The organism is Cellulomonas xiejunii, assembly GCF_024508315.1.
GTDB lineage: Bacteria > Actinomycetota > Actinomycetes > Actinomycetales > Cellulomonadaceae > Cellulomonas > Cellulomonas xiejunii.
Map to the genome: position 1 here is coordinate 419,466 of NZ_CP101987.1, position 12,925 is coordinate 432,390.

General features: G+C 72.5%; 16 protein-coding genes. 7 read left to right on the forward strand and 9 right to left on the reverse strand.

Features of this window, described 5'->3' with window-relative positions:
* The first annotated feature begins 71 nt into the window (after positions 1 to 71).
* Complete coding sequence (locus NP048_RS02025; protein WP_227577831.1) at positions 72 to 965, forward strand: hypothetical protein; 894 nt, start codon at positions 72 to 74, stop codon at positions 963 to 965.
* 62 nt (positions 966 to 1,027) lie between these two features.
* On the opposite strand, the gene NP048_RS02030 is transcribed toward NP048_RS02025, so the two are convergent.
* Together NP048_RS02030 and NP048_RS02035 are read right to left on the reverse strand one after the other, a co-directional pair.
* Complete coding sequence (locus NP048_RS02030) at positions 1,028 to 2,641, reverse strand: cellulase family glycosylhydrolase (protein ID WP_227577832.1); 1,614 nt, start codon at positions 2,639 to 2,641, stop codon at positions 1,028 to 1,030.
* A gap of 122 nt (positions 2,642 to 2,763) precedes the next feature.
* Entirely contained in the window at positions 2,764 to 3,795 is a 1,032-nt protein-coding gene (locus NP048_RS02035) for a nucleoside hydrolase (RefSeq protein WP_227577833.1), read from the reverse strand.
* Between the two features lie 109 nt (positions 3,796 to 3,904).
* Between NP048_RS02035 and NP048_RS02040 the strand changes: the two genes are divergently transcribed.
* Together NP048_RS02040 and NP048_RS02045 are read left to right on the forward strand one after the other, a co-directional pair.
* Positions 3,905 to 4,057: a hypothetical protein gene (locus NP048_RS02040; protein ID WP_227577834.1), complete on the forward strand. Its 153-nt coding sequence runs from the start codon at positions 3,905 to 3,907 to the stop codon at positions 4,055 to 4,057.
* Between the two features lie 68 nt (positions 4,058 to 4,125).
* The gene (locus NP048_RS02045) at positions 4,126 to 4,728 is read left to right on the forward strand and encodes a GNAT family N-acetyltransferase (RefSeq protein WP_227577835.1); all 603 of its coding nucleotides are present in this window, start codon (positions 4,126 to 4,128) and stop codon (positions 4,726 to 4,728) included.
* A 58-nt stretch (positions 4,729 to 4,786) separates the two neighbouring features.
* On the opposite strand, the gene NP048_RS02050 is transcribed toward NP048_RS02045, so the two are convergent.
* The 5 genes from NP048_RS02050 to NP048_RS02070 form a co-directional block, all read right to left on the reverse strand.
* The gene (locus tag NP048_RS02050) at positions 4,787 to 5,383 is read right to left on the reverse strand and encodes a histidine phosphatase family protein (RefSeq protein ID WP_227577836.1); all 597 of its coding nucleotides are present in this window, start codon (positions 5,381 to 5,383) and stop codon (positions 4,787 to 4,789) included.
* 49 nt (positions 5,384 to 5,432) lie between these two features.
* Positions 5,433 to 6,137 (reverse strand): HAD family hydrolase, encoded by a 705-nt coding sequence (locus tag NP048_RS02055; protein ID WP_227577837.1) that lies wholly within the window; start codon positions 6,135 to 6,137, stop codon positions 5,433 to 5,435.
* Positions 6,138 to 6,210: 73 nt separating this feature from the next.
* Positions 6,211 to 7,035, reverse strand: coding sequence for an SGNH/GDSL hydrolase family protein (locus tag NP048_RS02060; RefSeq protein WP_227577838.1), 825 nt, complete (start codon positions 7,033 to 7,035; stop codon positions 6,211 to 6,213).
* A 79-nt stretch (positions 7,036 to 7,114) separates the two neighbouring features.
* Positions 7,115 to 8,383 (reverse strand): FAD-dependent oxidoreductase, encoded by a 1,269-nt coding sequence (locus tag NP048_RS02065; RefSeq protein WP_227577839.1) that lies wholly within the window; start codon positions 8,381 to 8,383, stop codon positions 7,115 to 7,117.
* Between the two features lie 91 nt (positions 8,384 to 8,474).
* On the reverse strand, positions 8,475 to 9,041 hold the full coding sequence (locus tag NP048_RS02070; protein WP_227577840.1) for a dihydrofolate reductase family protein: 567 nt from the start codon (positions 9,039 to 9,041) through the stop codon (positions 8,475 to 8,477).
* A 200-nt stretch (positions 9,042 to 9,241) separates the two neighbouring features.
* Here NP048_RS02070 and NP048_RS02075 point away from each other — a divergent pair, with 200 nt between their 5' ends.
* Both NP048_RS02075 and NP048_RS02080 read left to right on the forward strand, forming a co-directional pair.
* Positions 9,242 to 9,739, forward strand: a complete 498-nt coding sequence (locus NP048_RS02075; RefSeq protein ID WP_227577841.1) for a helix-turn-helix domain-containing protein — start codon at positions 9,242 to 9,244, stop codon at positions 9,737 to 9,739.
* Complete coding sequence (locus NP048_RS02080) at positions 9,736 to 10,287, forward strand: DUF6036 family nucleotidyltransferase (protein WP_227577842.1); 552 nt, start codon at positions 9,736 to 9,738, stop codon at positions 10,285 to 10,287. Before NP048_RS02075 ends, NP048_RS02080 begins: the two co-directional genes overlap by 4 nt.
* 148 nt (positions 10,288 to 10,435) lie before the next feature.
* Here NP048_RS02080 and NP048_RS02085 read toward each other — a convergent pair whose 3' ends face one another.
* Entirely contained in the window at positions 10,436 to 11,350 is a 915-nt protein-coding gene (locus tag NP048_RS02085; RefSeq protein ID WP_227577843.1) for a lytic polysaccharide monooxygenase, read from the reverse strand.
* A gap of 397 nt (positions 11,351 to 11,747) precedes the next feature.
* On the opposite strand from NP048_RS02085, the gene NP048_RS02090 reads away from it, so the two are divergent.
* Both NP048_RS02090 and NP048_RS02095 read left to right on the forward strand, forming a co-directional pair.
* Positions 11,748 to 11,957 (forward strand): hypothetical protein, encoded by a 210-nt coding sequence (locus NP048_RS02090; RefSeq protein WP_227577844.1) that lies wholly within the window; start codon positions 11,748 to 11,750, stop codon positions 11,955 to 11,957.
* A gap of 57 nt (positions 11,958 to 12,014) precedes the next feature.
* Entirely contained in the window at positions 12,015 to 12,140 is a 126-nt protein-coding gene (locus NP048_RS02095; RefSeq protein ID WP_227577845.1) for a ribbon-helix-helix domain-containing protein, read from the forward strand.
* Between the two features lie 230 nt (positions 12,141 to 12,370).
* Here NP048_RS02095 and NP048_RS02100 read toward each other — a convergent pair whose 3' ends face one another.
* Complete coding sequence (locus tag NP048_RS02100) at positions 12,371 to 12,823, reverse strand: hypothetical protein (RefSeq protein WP_227577846.1); 453 nt, start codon at positions 12,821 to 12,823, stop codon at positions 12,371 to 12,373.
* Positions 12,824 to 12,925: the final 102 nt, after the last annotated feature.

Consider the following 12,925-nt stretch of genomic DNA (forward strand, 5'->3'; position numbering starts at 1 on the left):
CCGGCTCTCGGTTAGCGTTCCGCGTCGGCCGCCCACCCGGGGTGCGCCACGTAGCCAGGGGGCACAACTCCATGCGATCTTCCACGCGCGCCACGTCGCGGCGTCTGCCGTTCCTGCTCGCCGCCGTCCTCGTCGCCGGGGTCGCCGGCGCCGCCCCGGCCTCCGCCGCCCCGGCGGGCCCGGGCAGCACGATCACCTTCTCGGGGACCGGGAACGAGTACATCTCCCAGGACCGCGAGTGGTCCTACGACACGTCCGACGCCGTGATCACGGCCACGGTCTACGCCGAGGGCAACCGGGTGACCGTCGGGGTCTCCGGGGACACCTGGTGGGACGTCGACTTCGCGGCGCCGACGGGTGAGGTCCTCACCGCCGGGGTCACCTACGACGGGGCGACCCGGTACCCGTTCAACGAGGCCGACGAGCCCGGCCTGAGCCTGTCCGGCGACGGCCGCGGCTGCAACCGTCTCAGCGGGTCGTTCACCGTGCTCGCCGCCGACTTCCGCGCGGACGGCTCGGTCGAGCGGTTCGAGGCGACGTTCGAGCAGACGTGCGAGCCGAGCAACGGCTCCCTCGTCACCGGCCGCGTGCTCATCGGCGACGGGCCGGCGGTGGAGGACCTGACGGTGGACGCCGAGGTCACCTCGGGCACGTTCTCGGCCGTGTCCGGCCGCGCCCGTCTGACCGGGACCGTCACGTGCAACCGCGAGACCGTGGTCGACCTCACGGGCACGGTCGCGCAGCGCATCTCGCGCAGCAAGCTGGCCACCGGCTCGTGGTCGCTCGAGGACGTCGCGTGCGGGCCGACCGCCACGACCTGGACGGCGACCGTCGTCCCGGCCGGGCAGGTCCCGTTCGGCCGCGGTCTGGCGCAGGTCGACGCGACGGCGCAGGCGGTCGACGACGTCACGGGCGCCGTCGTGTCGGACGTCGTGGACGCCGAGGTGCGGCTGCTGCGGCGCTGACGCCCACCGCAGGCGCGCCCGCCGCACGGCGGGCGCGCCTGCGTGCGTGTGCGATGTCGCGGTCAGGACCCCGTGATCGCGGTGATGATGCCCTGCTGCGTCACCGTCGCGGACTGCCGGTCGAACAGCCCGAACCCGTAGACGCCGTTGTAGCCGTTGTCCCAGTAGGCGGTGGCGGCGCCGTACTTCTTGGCGAGGGTCACCATGGTGCGGGCGTAGTCGGCGCGGTACCGGTTGTTGGTCGGGTCGGCGGACGTCTTGTCGATCGCCCCGTACTCACCGATGAACACCGGGTAGCCCTTGGTCACGAACGCGTCGTACACCTTCTTCAGCTGGTTCTCCATGTGGACGTGGTCGCCCCACGTCGCGCTCCGCGACGGGTCGGTCACGGCCGGGCCCCACTGGGTGGTCGCCCCGCTCTCCGTGCCGGTGAAGTCCCACGGGTCGTAGTAGTGGACGGAGATCATGATCCGCTTGTCGGCGCTGGGGATCGCCGACGACCGGTACTGGTCGGTCGGGATCGTGAAGCCGTAGCCGCCGGTCGTGTAGTCGATGTTCGTGTTCCAGCCCGGGACGAGCAGCCACCGCGAGGCGTTGGTGCCGCCGGTGCGGCGCACCGTGTCGACGAAGACCTGGTTGTACGCGTTGATGTTCGAGTAGCAGGGCTCCGTCGGGGTGCCGTACTGCCCGTCGAAGTTCTCGTTCATCGACTCCAGGACCAGCCGGCCGCCGTAGTCCTTGAACGTCGTCGCGACCTGCTGCCAGACCTTCTGGTACTTGGCGCGGATCTCCTCCTGGCCCGACGCGTCGCAGATCAGCCACGCACCGCTGACGCTCTTGTAGCCGTCACCGTGCATGTTGATCACCACGTACAGCCCGCGGTCGTACGCGAGGTCGACGACCTGCTGGATCCGGGTGAGCCAGGCGCTGTCGACGGTGTAGTCCGGGGCCGCGCCGATCTTGCCGAGGTAGGAGACGGGGATCCGGACCGTGTCGAAGCCGGAGGCCTTGACGCGGTCGAGCAGGGCGCCGGTGATGACCGGGTTGCCCCACGCGGTCTCGCTGGGCACCCCGTCGATGCTGGCCTCGAGCTGGTTGCCGAGGTTCCAGCCCTGGCCCATCTCGGCGACGAGGCGCGCGGGGTCGGCGGTGACCGTGCCGGTGGACGGGGCGGGTGTGGGGGTGGCCGTCGGGGTCGTCGTCGGTCGGGGCGACTGGGTCGGCGTGACGGTCGGCGACGTCGACGGGGTGCTCGTCGGCACCACCGGCGCGCCGGTGCACGCGACGCCGTTGAGCGTGAACGCCGTCGGCGCGGGGTTGCTGCCGGTGAACGTGCCGTTGAAGCCGAACGACGCGGTGCCGTCGGTCGGCACGGTGCCGTTGTACGCGGCGTTGCGCACGGACACGGCGGCCCCGGTCTGGGTGACGGTGCCGTTCCACAGCTGGTTGACGGTCTGCCCCGCGCCGAACGAGAAGCGCAGGTCCCACGAGGTGAGCGGGTCGCCCAGGTTGGTCACCTGCACGGCGGCGTTGAAGCCGCCCGGCCACTGGCTGGCCACGGTGTAGTCGACGCGGCAGCCGGCGGCGGCGCTCGCCGGGGCGGTGGCCGCGACCGAGCCGACGACGGCGACGAGTGCCGCCGCGGTTGCGGTCAGCGCCTTGCGAAGTGGGTGCACGGGTGGTCCCTCTCGACGGGTGCGGGCGAGCGTGACCAGCCCACCAGGGCGGGCGCCCTCGTGCAGTCGTCGAAGCGTTTCACCGAACGCGGTGCCCATCCTGCGCCTGCCCTGCCGACCGGCTACGCGCCTGCGCGCCAGGCCTCGAACAGACGCAGCTTCGCGAACAGGTCCTCGAGGACGAGCCGCACGTCGACATGGGTCCACACCCGCATCTCCGGGGGGCCGGGACGCTCGACGTACCCGCCGTCGTCCGTCAGCCCCGGCTTGGGGCGCGTGACGAACCGGCACGACGACGCGTCCTGAGTCCAGTAGGTCCGCAGCGCGGTGAGCGCCACCAGGCAGGAGTCGCCCAGCACGTACGCCTCGCTGGGCGGGCGCGACGGGTGCGCGTGCCGCCGCATCTCCGCGCGGAGCTCCTCGTCGAGGTGGCGGCCCAGCGGACCGGCCGCCCGAACGCGCGTGCGCGACTCCGCGTCCGACAGCACGCACGTCCCGTACGTGCTGCGGGGGATCTGCCAGAGGTCCAGCCCGGGCGCGTCGAACACCACCTGCGCGGCGCGCACGTCGATCGACAGGTTGTACTCCTCGTCGACCGACCGCGGCGCTTCGAGCCACGGCACGGGCTCGTGCTCGAACCCGCCGATCCACACGACCACGAACCGGCCCGCGATCTCGGGGTGCGCCAGGTACGCCGACGCCAGGTCGGTCAGCCCGCCGCCCGCGACGTAGAACAGCGGGCGCGGGTCGTCGCGCATCGCCTCGGCGACGATCCGCTCCGTGGCAGCCGACGGCTGCGGCGTGCGCAGGTCCGTCAGGGTCTCCTCCGAGCCGGTGACCAGGACGTCGGTCGACGTCAGGCCCATGCGCGCGAACATGTCCTCGACCACCCGGACGCCGTCGGCCGCGCTGGTCTCCGACCGGCCGCCGTGGTCGTGACGCAGACGCGACGACACGATCAGCGGGATCTCCACCGACGGCGACAGCAGGTGGTGGACCAGCTGGAACAGGTCGTCCGGGTCACCGGCGAAGTCGTTGTCGAGGATCAGCCGCGCGGAGGCGGGCGCGGGCGGGGCGTCCGCGAGCCACGGGTGCTCACCCAGGCGCCACAGCGGGCCGGCAGGGAGAGCGGGGACGGGTGGGACGGTCGCCATGTGGGGAGCCTAGGAGCCGCGACGCGGCGGCAGGTGGGCCCACCGGGTCGGACCGTCGCGCCTCTCGTTCGCCCGGGCGCTGGCCCGGCGGGTCACCACCCGGCCCGTCGTGCTGCTGCACGCGGACGACTCCCGCCTGCAGCGCTCCGACGGGGCCCAGCGCCTCTACGCCGCCGTCGCTGCCCTCGGCAACCACCTCAGCCCCGAGGAGGCCGAGATCATCGAGGACCCGTACCGGCCGCAGGGCAACTCCTGGTGGTGACCCCGCCCCGGGCGCCGAGCGCGTCTCGGAGGGTTGTCGCAGCAGGGTCACGCGCGTACGTTCGCCGGATGGGGGACGTGGCCGTCGACGGCTACCGGATCGCACCGCTCGACGCGGACAGCTGGGACGTGTTCGCCGCCCTGGCGGAGCGCCACAACGGTGTCTGGGGCGGGTGCTGGTGCACGTACTTCCACCTGTACCCCGACCCGGTGGAGGAACGGCGGGCGCTGGGGCACCGTGAGTTCAAGCGGCAGCTCGTCCTCGCCGGGCGGACGCACGCGGCGCTCGTCATGGACGGTGACCGGGCGCTGGCGTGGGCGCAGTACGGCACGGTCGACGAGGTCCCGAACATCCACCACCGCAAGGAGTGGGAGCGAGGGCTGCAGCAGCGCCCCGACTTCCGGATCACGTGCCTGTTCGTCGACCGCGACCACCGGCGCCACGGCATGGCGTCCGTGGCGGTGCGCGGCGCGCTGGGGCTGATCGCGGCGGCCGGCGGCGGGCTCGTCGAGGCGTACCCGCACGACCTCCCGCCGGGCAGGCGGACGTCCTCGTCGTTCCTCTACAACGCGACGCGGACGATGTACGAGCAGCTGGGGTTCGTCTACCAGCGGCCGAAGGGCAAGGGGAACTGCGTGATGACGCTAACGGTGCCCGCCGCGGAGGTGTGACCCCAGCGCATGGCGGGTGCGCACGAGCAGGGCGTGCCCGCCTGACGGACGTGCGCCGTCAGGCCTCGCGGAGCGTCGTCATCTCCCCGGTGCCGACGTCCACCCGGTACACGACGCCCTGCGGGTGGCCGCCGGCCAGCGCGGTCGCGACGTCGACGCGTCGCAGGTGGTGCTGCAGCAGCCGGCCGATCATCTCGTGCGACACCAGCAGGGGATGCCGTGCGCCGGACGCCTCGACGCGTGCCAGCGCCCGCGCGGCACGCGGGACGGCGTCCTCGTAGCTCTCCCCGCCGGGGAACCGCCACCGGTACTTGTCCTGGCGGCGCCGCGCGAGCTCACCGGGGAACGCCTGCTCCATCTCGTCGGGGGACATGCCGGCCATCGCGCCGTGGTGCAGCTCCGCGAGCTCGTCCAGCGCGACGACGGGCAGGCCCAGGCGCTCGCCGCACACCTGCGCGGTGGCCGCCGCCCGGCCCTGCGGGCTGCAGAAGACGGCGTCCACGGGCTCCTCGGCGACGAGCTCGGCCACCGTCCGCGCCTGCGCGCGGCCCAGCGCGGTCAGCGGCGAGTCGAGCTGCCCCTGCCAGCGGCCCTGCACGTTCCCCTCCGTCTGCCCGTGCCGGGCCAGGTACACGGTCTGCAGGGAGGAGCGCATGCCCCGGGAGCATGCCAGCGCGGCGGACGCGTGCGGTGACGCCCGACGTTCAGTCGCGCGGCCGGTCGGGCAGGACCAGGTCGAGCACCCGGTGAAGCCGCGCCTGCCCGGGGTGGACCAGCGGCGGCAGCAGCAGCGTGGTGATCCCCAGCTCCGCGGCGGCGCCGTCCCACGGGCCGCGGTCGCCCACCATGAGCACCTCGTGCGGGTCCAGACGCAGGCTCTCGAGCGCATACCGGAAGATCGCCGGGTCGGGCTTGGCGACCCCGAGCTCGTACGACAGGGCCCACACGTCGACCAGGTCGGCCCACGTGCGGCCGTCGCCCACGGGCCGCGCCGCGAACACGGGGCGCAGGTCGACGTGGATGTCGCTGACGACGCCCACCCGCACGCCCGCCGCCGCCAGGGCCCGCAGCAGGTCGCCGACGTCGGCGGCGAAGGGGTTGAGGCTCGCGTCGGACTCGGCCGCGTACAGGGCCTCCGCGAGCTCGTCGTCGACACCCGCCGCCGCGAACCACGCCAGGTGCGCGGCCCGGTGCTGGGCCGCGTCGGTGTCGACCTGCGAGGAGTCGGCACGCGAGGAGTCCGCCGAGCGCAGGCGCCGGAGCACGTGCTCGACCGCGTCCGGGGACGCGTCGCGGCCCAGGTGGGTCAGGGCGGTCGTCGCGAGCCACGGGAACGTCGGCGCGACGACGAGCGTGCCGCGCCAGTCGAGGAGCACCGCGCGGAACCGGGGATGCGTCGGGCCGGTCACCTCGCCAGCGTAAGCGGTGGGCGGTACGTCCCTCTCCGCGATGGCGCGGTCCCGCTGACGGAGAGGCGTCGCCTCAGCGGTGGTGCCGGCCGCACCCCGGCTTGCCGGGCTTCAGTGCGGAGGTGACGGCGGCCGTGTAGGCCTGGTAGCCCTCGATCGTCGGGTGGAACGCGCCGGGGTCCGTCGGCCCCAGGATCCACGGGTCCGGGGAGTTCGCCCCGTGGCCCTCGAAGCGTTGACGCACGTCGACGAACCGGAAGCCGGCGCGGGTGGCCGCGGCAGCGATCACCGTGTCGAGGGTGTCGGCAGCGGCGTTGAGGCTGCCGAGCTCCTGCGGCGTGGCGGCGAGGTAGGGGCCGTGCTCGGTGGAGAACAAGCGCGGGTAGCCCGTCACCACGACGCGGGCGTGCGGGGCGGCTGCGGCCACCTGGGCGTACACCGTGTCGAGCAGGGACGGCAGCTGGCCCGTGATCCGGGCGTCGACGGCGGCGACCGCGCCTGTGCACTGGGCGTCCGTGCCGCCGAGGCACGCGGTGACCGCAGTCGACCAGCCGACGTCGTTGCCGCCGATCGTCAACGTCACCAGGTCCGTGTCGGCATCCAGCGCGGCGAGCTGACCCCCGCTGACCAGCGAGGTCGTGGTGGCGCCCGCGCAGGCGACGAAGTCGTCCAGCCGCACGCGCTTGCGCCCGTCGAGCTGCACGGCGTAGGCGCTCTGCGAGCGACCGCAGTCGGCGTAGGGCGGGACGCCGTACCCGGAGGCGTACGAGTCGCCGAGCGCGTCGTACACGACCCGGGAGCCGTGGGCGGAGGCCGCACCGGCGCCGGGGACGACGATCGCGAGCGCGGCGACGAGGGCCACGACGGCGGACCGCGCCGTCCGCAACGAGCGCTTCATCTCTGCACGGTAACCGCGTCACCCGGGGCCTGCCGAGTGAACGCGTTCGCGCCGCGAGAGGTCTGGCGACCCCTCTTCCTCAGGGCGTCGAGGTCGGTGGGCGTCGTCCCCACACCGGCACCCGCTCGGGCCGTGGGCCGATGCCAAGGAGGCGGGCCGTGAGCGCGCTGAGCGCGGGCACCCGCTGGAAGAGCCGGGGGCCGCGGTCGGGCGCCGCGGCCTGCGACCCGGCGATCGCCGGTCCGATCGCCCGCGCGTGCATGACGCGCTGCACCCCCTGCAGGACCGCGGTGGGCAGGCGGCGACGCGCCTGCACGCGCGCGACGACGTGCGCGGGGAACGCGTCGCGGAACGCACCGGACCGCAGCGGGGACGCCAGGACGCGGGCGGCAGCGATCGCGTCCTGCACCGCGAGGTTGACCCCGATGCCTCCGATGGGGGACATCGCGTGCGCGGCGTCGCCGAGGCACAGCACGCCGGGCGCGGACCAGCGCCGCAACCGCTCGAGCCGCACGTCGAGGTGCTTGACGTCGTCCATCGAGGTGAGGCGGTGGACGTCGTCGGCGACCTCGGGGACCAGCTCGGCCACCTCCGCCCGGAACGCCTCGATGCCGCGCGCCCGCAGCGCCGCGTCGGTGCCCTTGGGGCCGAGGTAGGCCATCTGCAGGTACCCCTCACGGGGGATCGTCACGAGCCCGCGCCCCGCAGTGATGCGCGGTACGAGCGCACCGCCGACGGGTCGGCTCGTCGGGACCTTGAACCACCAGACGTCGAACGGGACGGGGAAGCGCCGGGAGGGGAGCCCGACGGCGCGTCGGACGACCGACCAGCGACCGTCGCACGCCACGACGAGGTCGGCCCGCAGGGTTCCCTCGCCGTGTGGCGTCCGGTAACGGACGCCCGTCACGCGGTCGCCGGTGCGCACGACGTCGGTCACCTCGTGCTCGCGCAGCAGCGTGAATCCCGGCTCCGCGTCGGCAGCGTCGGCGATCAGGTCGAGCAGGTCCCACTGCGGCGCCATCGCGATGTACGGGTACGGCACGCGCAGGCGTGTGAAGTCGACGACGGGTACAGGTGCGCCACCCGACGGGTCGGGCAGCCTGATGGCCTCGACGCGCGAGTGCGGCAGCGCGAGGAAGCGGTCGATGAGCCCGAGGTCGTCGAGCGCCTGCAGCGTCGACGGGTGCACGGTGTCGCCGCGGAAGTCCCGCAGGAAGTCGGCGTGCTTCTCCAGGACCGTGACGTCGACGCCGGCGCGCGCCAGCAGCAGGCCGAGGACGAGCCCGGCAGGCCCGCCGCCGACGACCGCGCACGTCGTCCGATCCTGCGTGGTGCCGTTCGTCGTCATCGCGGACCCCCTGTCCTCGGGGGACATCCTGCCCGATCTGCGTCGTGTGTCCAGGTTCTTCCGGCCGTGACGCCGTCGCCCGGCGCCGGTGTCAGGTGGCGCGCCGCACCGCGTGGCGCACGTGGACGACGCCGTTGGCGAACCGCCGGGTGGCCAGCAGCTCCAGGTCGAGTCGCACACCCCGCGGCAGCGCCGGCTTGCCGCCGCCCACGGTGACCGGGCACAGCAGCAGCACGCACTCGTCGACCAGCCCGTGCCGGAACGCCTCCGCACCGAGGCTCGCGCCGCCCACGCTCAGATCCGTGACGGACTCCTCCTTGAGGCGTCGCACCGCCTCGGGGTCGAACTGCCGCTCGATCCGGGTGCGCGCCGTCGAGACCGCGTCGAGCGTCGTGGAGTAGACGACCTTGTCGGCGTCGCGCCAGATCCCTGCGTACTCGCGGACGACCGCCGGCTGGTCCGTCAGCCAGTCGTCGTCCTCCCAGACGCGCATCGTCTCGTACATGCGCCGCCCGTAGAGCGACGTGCCGATGCCGCGCTCGTGCTCGTTCCAGAACGCGTGCACGGCCTCGTCGGGGACCGACCAGTCGAACGCGCCGCTCTCGTCCTCCAGGTAGCCGTCGAGCGAGGTGTTGGCTGCGTAGATGAGCTTCCCCATGGATGCCTCCGGTGACGGGACCTCAGGTTGTCAGCGGCGGGGAGGCGCGGGCAAGAGATGGAGGCGCGAGCGGGCCTGTGTGCTCCGCGCGCGATCGGCTGCCTCAGGAGGACCGCGCGCGACGGCTCGCCTACCGCTAGAGACGCAATGGTGGTGCACAAGCGTTGTGTCTTTGGCGGTTACCCGTCTACTGTTGACCCGTGCGCAGCGTCTCGATGCCGTCGGGGACGACCGACCAGCTCCTCACCACCGGTGAGGCCGCCCGCGTGCTCGGCACGTCTCGCCAGCACGTCGTGAACCTGACGAAGCGCGGAGACCTTCCCTACGAGACGACCGGCACGCACCGTCGTGTCCGCCTGTCCGACGTGGATCGCGTGCGGTACTCCACCCAGCGACTGTCCGCGGACCAGCGACGCTCCCTCCACCTGGCGTACGCGATCGCCGGCAAGCTCGTCCAGGACCCTGCGCTCGTCGACGTCGCACGCCAGAACCTCGAGCGCATGCGTGCGCGGCACACGCGTGGGCGCCCCGCGCAGTGGTTGGCGCAGTGGCAGGAGCTGCTCGACGGCCCGCTCGACGAGCTGTTGATCGTCCTGACATCACCGTCCCAGCGCTCGCGTGAGCTGCGGCAGAACTCCCCGTTCGCCGGTGTCCTGACCGACGACGAGCGTCGTGCAGCCCTGGCGGCGACACGGTGAAGCGGGTCGAGCTCGCTCACATCCTCCGTGCAGCCTCACGCATCACGGACACCACCGACATCGTCATCGTCGGGTCGCAGTCGATCCTCGGGTCGTTCGACGAGGACGACCTGCCTGACGAGGCTGTCGGGTCCATCGAGGCCGACGTCGCGTTCCTCGGCGACGGCTCCGCAGAGAAGGCCCTGGCCGTCGACGGGGCCATCGGCGAGGACTCCGGCTTCCACCAGATGTACGGCTACTACGGCCAAGGCGTCGAGATCGACGGTCTGATCGTCCTGCTCGAGGGGTGGCAGAACCGGATCGTGCGGTGGGAGTCCCGGTCCTCGGAACCCGCCCGGGCGTTGTGCCTGGACCCGCACGACCTCGCGATCTCCAAGCTCGTCGCGTACCGCGAGAAGGACCAGGAGTTCGTGCACGCCATGACCGAGGCCGGTCTGCTCAACCCGCCGCTGCTCCTGGAGCGACTGGCTGCCACCGACGTCCCGCAGCCGCACGCCCGCCGGATCGCGTCGTGGGTGCAGGGGATGGCTGAACGCGTGACGCGCTGAGGACATCCTGCCTGCCGGGGAACAGAACACTCCCTCTCCGTGGCGACCGTTGGGCTCAGCCGGAGCGAGCCGGCGTCCATCCGTTCGGACGCACGGCCGGCCGGGGCGTCCTCGCCCCGGCCGGCCGTTGCAGCGCTGTTGGTACCGGTCAGCTCGCGGTGCAGGTAGCGCTCAGGTTGCTGCCGCTGCCGCTGGCGATGAAGCCCGCGGTCGTCGAGGCACCGGCTCCGAGCCTGCCGTTCCACTCCGCGTTCGCGAGGGTGTCGCTACCGCTGAGCGTGGAGCTCCACGCCTGTGTGATAGTCGCGCCGCTCACGGTGACCTTCCAGCTGGTGATCGCGGCGCTGCCCGCCTTCACGGTCACCTCACCCTGGAAGCCGCTGCCCCAGGAGTTGGCGGCACGCACGGTCGCGGTGCAGGAGCTGTTGCCCGGCTGCGGTGCCGGGGTCGTCGTGACCGGCGGCGGTGCCGGCGTGGTCGTGACCGGCGGGGGCTCCGGTGCCGGATTCCCGCCAGGCGTGATGTACGCGTCGATGCACTGGTAGAAGGCGTTCACCGTGTCGGCGATGTTCCACCGGACGAAGATCTTGTGGTTGCCCTCGGGCAGGTTGTTGATGGTGTGGGTGAACCGCTTGGGCGGCATCGCCCCGTTGTCGTTGATCGTGGTGTGCAGGCGCCCGTCCACGAAGTACTCCCACGTCGACGTGGAGTGGTTCGCGACGATGTCCCAGGTGAACGTCTCGTTGGTGGTGAGGTTCTGGCGCGGCCAGGCACGGGACTCGTTGTCGAGCTCGGTGAAGCGGCCGCCGCCGGAACAGAGCATCGAGCCCTTCTTGGCCTCGACGCTCCACGGCTCGTACTGGACGGGGCCGCAGTCCTTCACGGCGCCGGTGTAGCAGAGGTCCTGCCGGCTGGGCGGGTCGGAGATCCAGCCGTGCGCCTGCGCGGTCGGCGCGGGGGCGAGGCTGAACATCGCGAAGGCCAGTGCGATCACTGCCAGGACGGACAGGAGCAGCCGCGCGGGGGCGGGTCGTCGGGCATCGGGGAGAGCGGTGGATCTCATGCTGGGTCACCTCGACCGGGTGTAGGTCGGATATGGATGGGCGCGTTCGACCGTACGTCTGTACGACCCGGGCAGACAGGGCAAGAACCGTTTCACCGGCAGGTGCTCACCGACCCGCGAACGCGTCGATGGCCCGGGAGGTGAGCTCCATCTCGACGTCGCCGCCGTGCCCCTCCGACTCGACGACGTGCGGCTCGCTGCCCGGCCACGCCTGGTGCAGCCTCCACGGCGTGATGACCGGACCGCTGATGTGTGATGCCCGTGGATCAGCACACCCGGGATGTTCCTGACCCTCACGTCCATGTCGTGCCGCGCCGATCGGAAGAGACCCCACCTCGGCGTGACTTCGATGACGCAAGGGGGGGCGTAGAGCTCACGCGACGCCTACCTTCAGGTGGTGACGAGTGTCGAGCGCAGGCTTGCCGACAGCTTCTGGGACCTCCGCGACGACGCCCACGACCACCCCGGCCGGTGGCAGGCGGTCACGGCCGAGGCTCTCTTCCAGCATCTCGCCGAGTGCGTCGAAGACGCCGAGGAACGAGGGGGCCCGATCGACTGGGTCGGCGTCGCGGACCGCATGATCGCGTGGCGGACCCGCGAGCGCTGACGGGTGCGGAGGCCCTCGCGCCGCTGACGGGAACGCTGGTTGCGATACCGCGCGGGCGTGGTCACCGTCCGGCTCGACGGCCCCGCGCTCGCGGCGTTGACGCGGCGCGCCGAGGCTGAGGGCTTGCCCAACCGGACCGAGGCAATCCGGGCCGCAGTGCGCGCCTGGGCGCACGTTGCGTGACTTCCACCCGTCAGCACGCAAGCACTCCTCCCTGCTGTCCTGACCCCTCTCGCGAGGAGCCCCGGCGACGCGCGCGACGGGCATGTCCCAGAGGCCGTTCTGCTCCTCGGACCGGACCGGACCGGGCTGGCCGGCACGGTGGGATCGTCGTCGACGATCTCCACGAGGTGCTCGTCCACGAGCTCGGCGACGTACCAGCGCTCAGGGCCGGTCCGGCAGCGTGCGCAGTGCTAGAGGTCGAACTCCGCCAGCACGTCGTCGATCTCGCTGTCGGTCGCGCGCCAGGGCGTCCGATTCTCGGCCAGCTTGATGAGCCCGAGCAGGGTGACCGGGTCGTCCGCCACGAAACGAGCTCGACCGAGCCGGGCCACCCAGCGATCCGCGTCCTGCGTGACGTCGAAGTGAAGGCGCCTCAGAGTGAGGATCGCGGGGACGATCGTGTTGCCGGCGGACGCCATCTCGATGTCCCCGATCCGCCCGTGCAGGGACGCGACAGAGATGCCCGCCGCCGGACAGCCGCCGGCTGTGCACTCGATATCGGGGTCACCGGCGTGCTCGAACTCGTAGTGGAAGCAGGTGTAGTGCATCTGCTCGAACACGTCGAACGACTCCGCGTTGGCGACCACCTCGCCGCGGCAGCGACGACAGACTGATCGGTTCTCCTCCGACACCCGGATGCCCACGCCGGGCAGGCTATGCCTGCCAGCGGCGCCAGGTCAGCGTCGTAGCGCGCGAGCCGCAGGCAACAAGTGCTCGGCTGCCATCGCCACGGGATGAGCGACGCG

Coding starts and splice junctions, on each gene's coding strand:
- NP048_RS02025 (WP_227577831.1), top strand. CDS start 72: ATGCGATCTTCCACGCGCGCCACGTCGCGGCGTCTGCCGTTCCTGCTC.
- NP048_RS02085 (WP_227577843.1), bottom strand. CDS start 11,350: ATGAGATCCACCGCTCTCCCCGATGCCCGACGACCCGCCCCCGCGCGG.
- NP048_RS02045 (WP_227577835.1), top strand. CDS start 4,126: ATGGGGGACGTGGCCGTCGACGGCTACCGGATCGCACCGCTCGACGCG.
- NP048_RS02070 (WP_227577840.1), bottom strand. CDS start 9,041: ATGGGGAAGCTCATCTACGCAGCCAACACCTCGCTCGACGGCTACCTG.
- NP048_RS02060 (WP_227577838.1), bottom strand. CDS start 7,035: ATGAAGCGCTCGTTGCGGACGGCGCGGTCCGCCGTCGTGGCCCTCGTC.
- NP048_RS02065 (WP_227577839.1), bottom strand. CDS start 8,383: ATGACGACGAACGGCACCACGCAGGATCGGACGACGTGCGCGGTCGTC.
- NP048_RS02035 (WP_227577833.1), bottom strand. CDS start 3,795: ATGGCGACCGTCCCACCCGTCCCCGCTCTCCCTGCCGGCCCGCTGTGG.
- NP048_RS02050 (WP_227577836.1), bottom strand. CDS start 5,383: ATGCGCTCCTCCCTGCAGACCGTGTACCTGGCCCGGCACGGGCAGACG.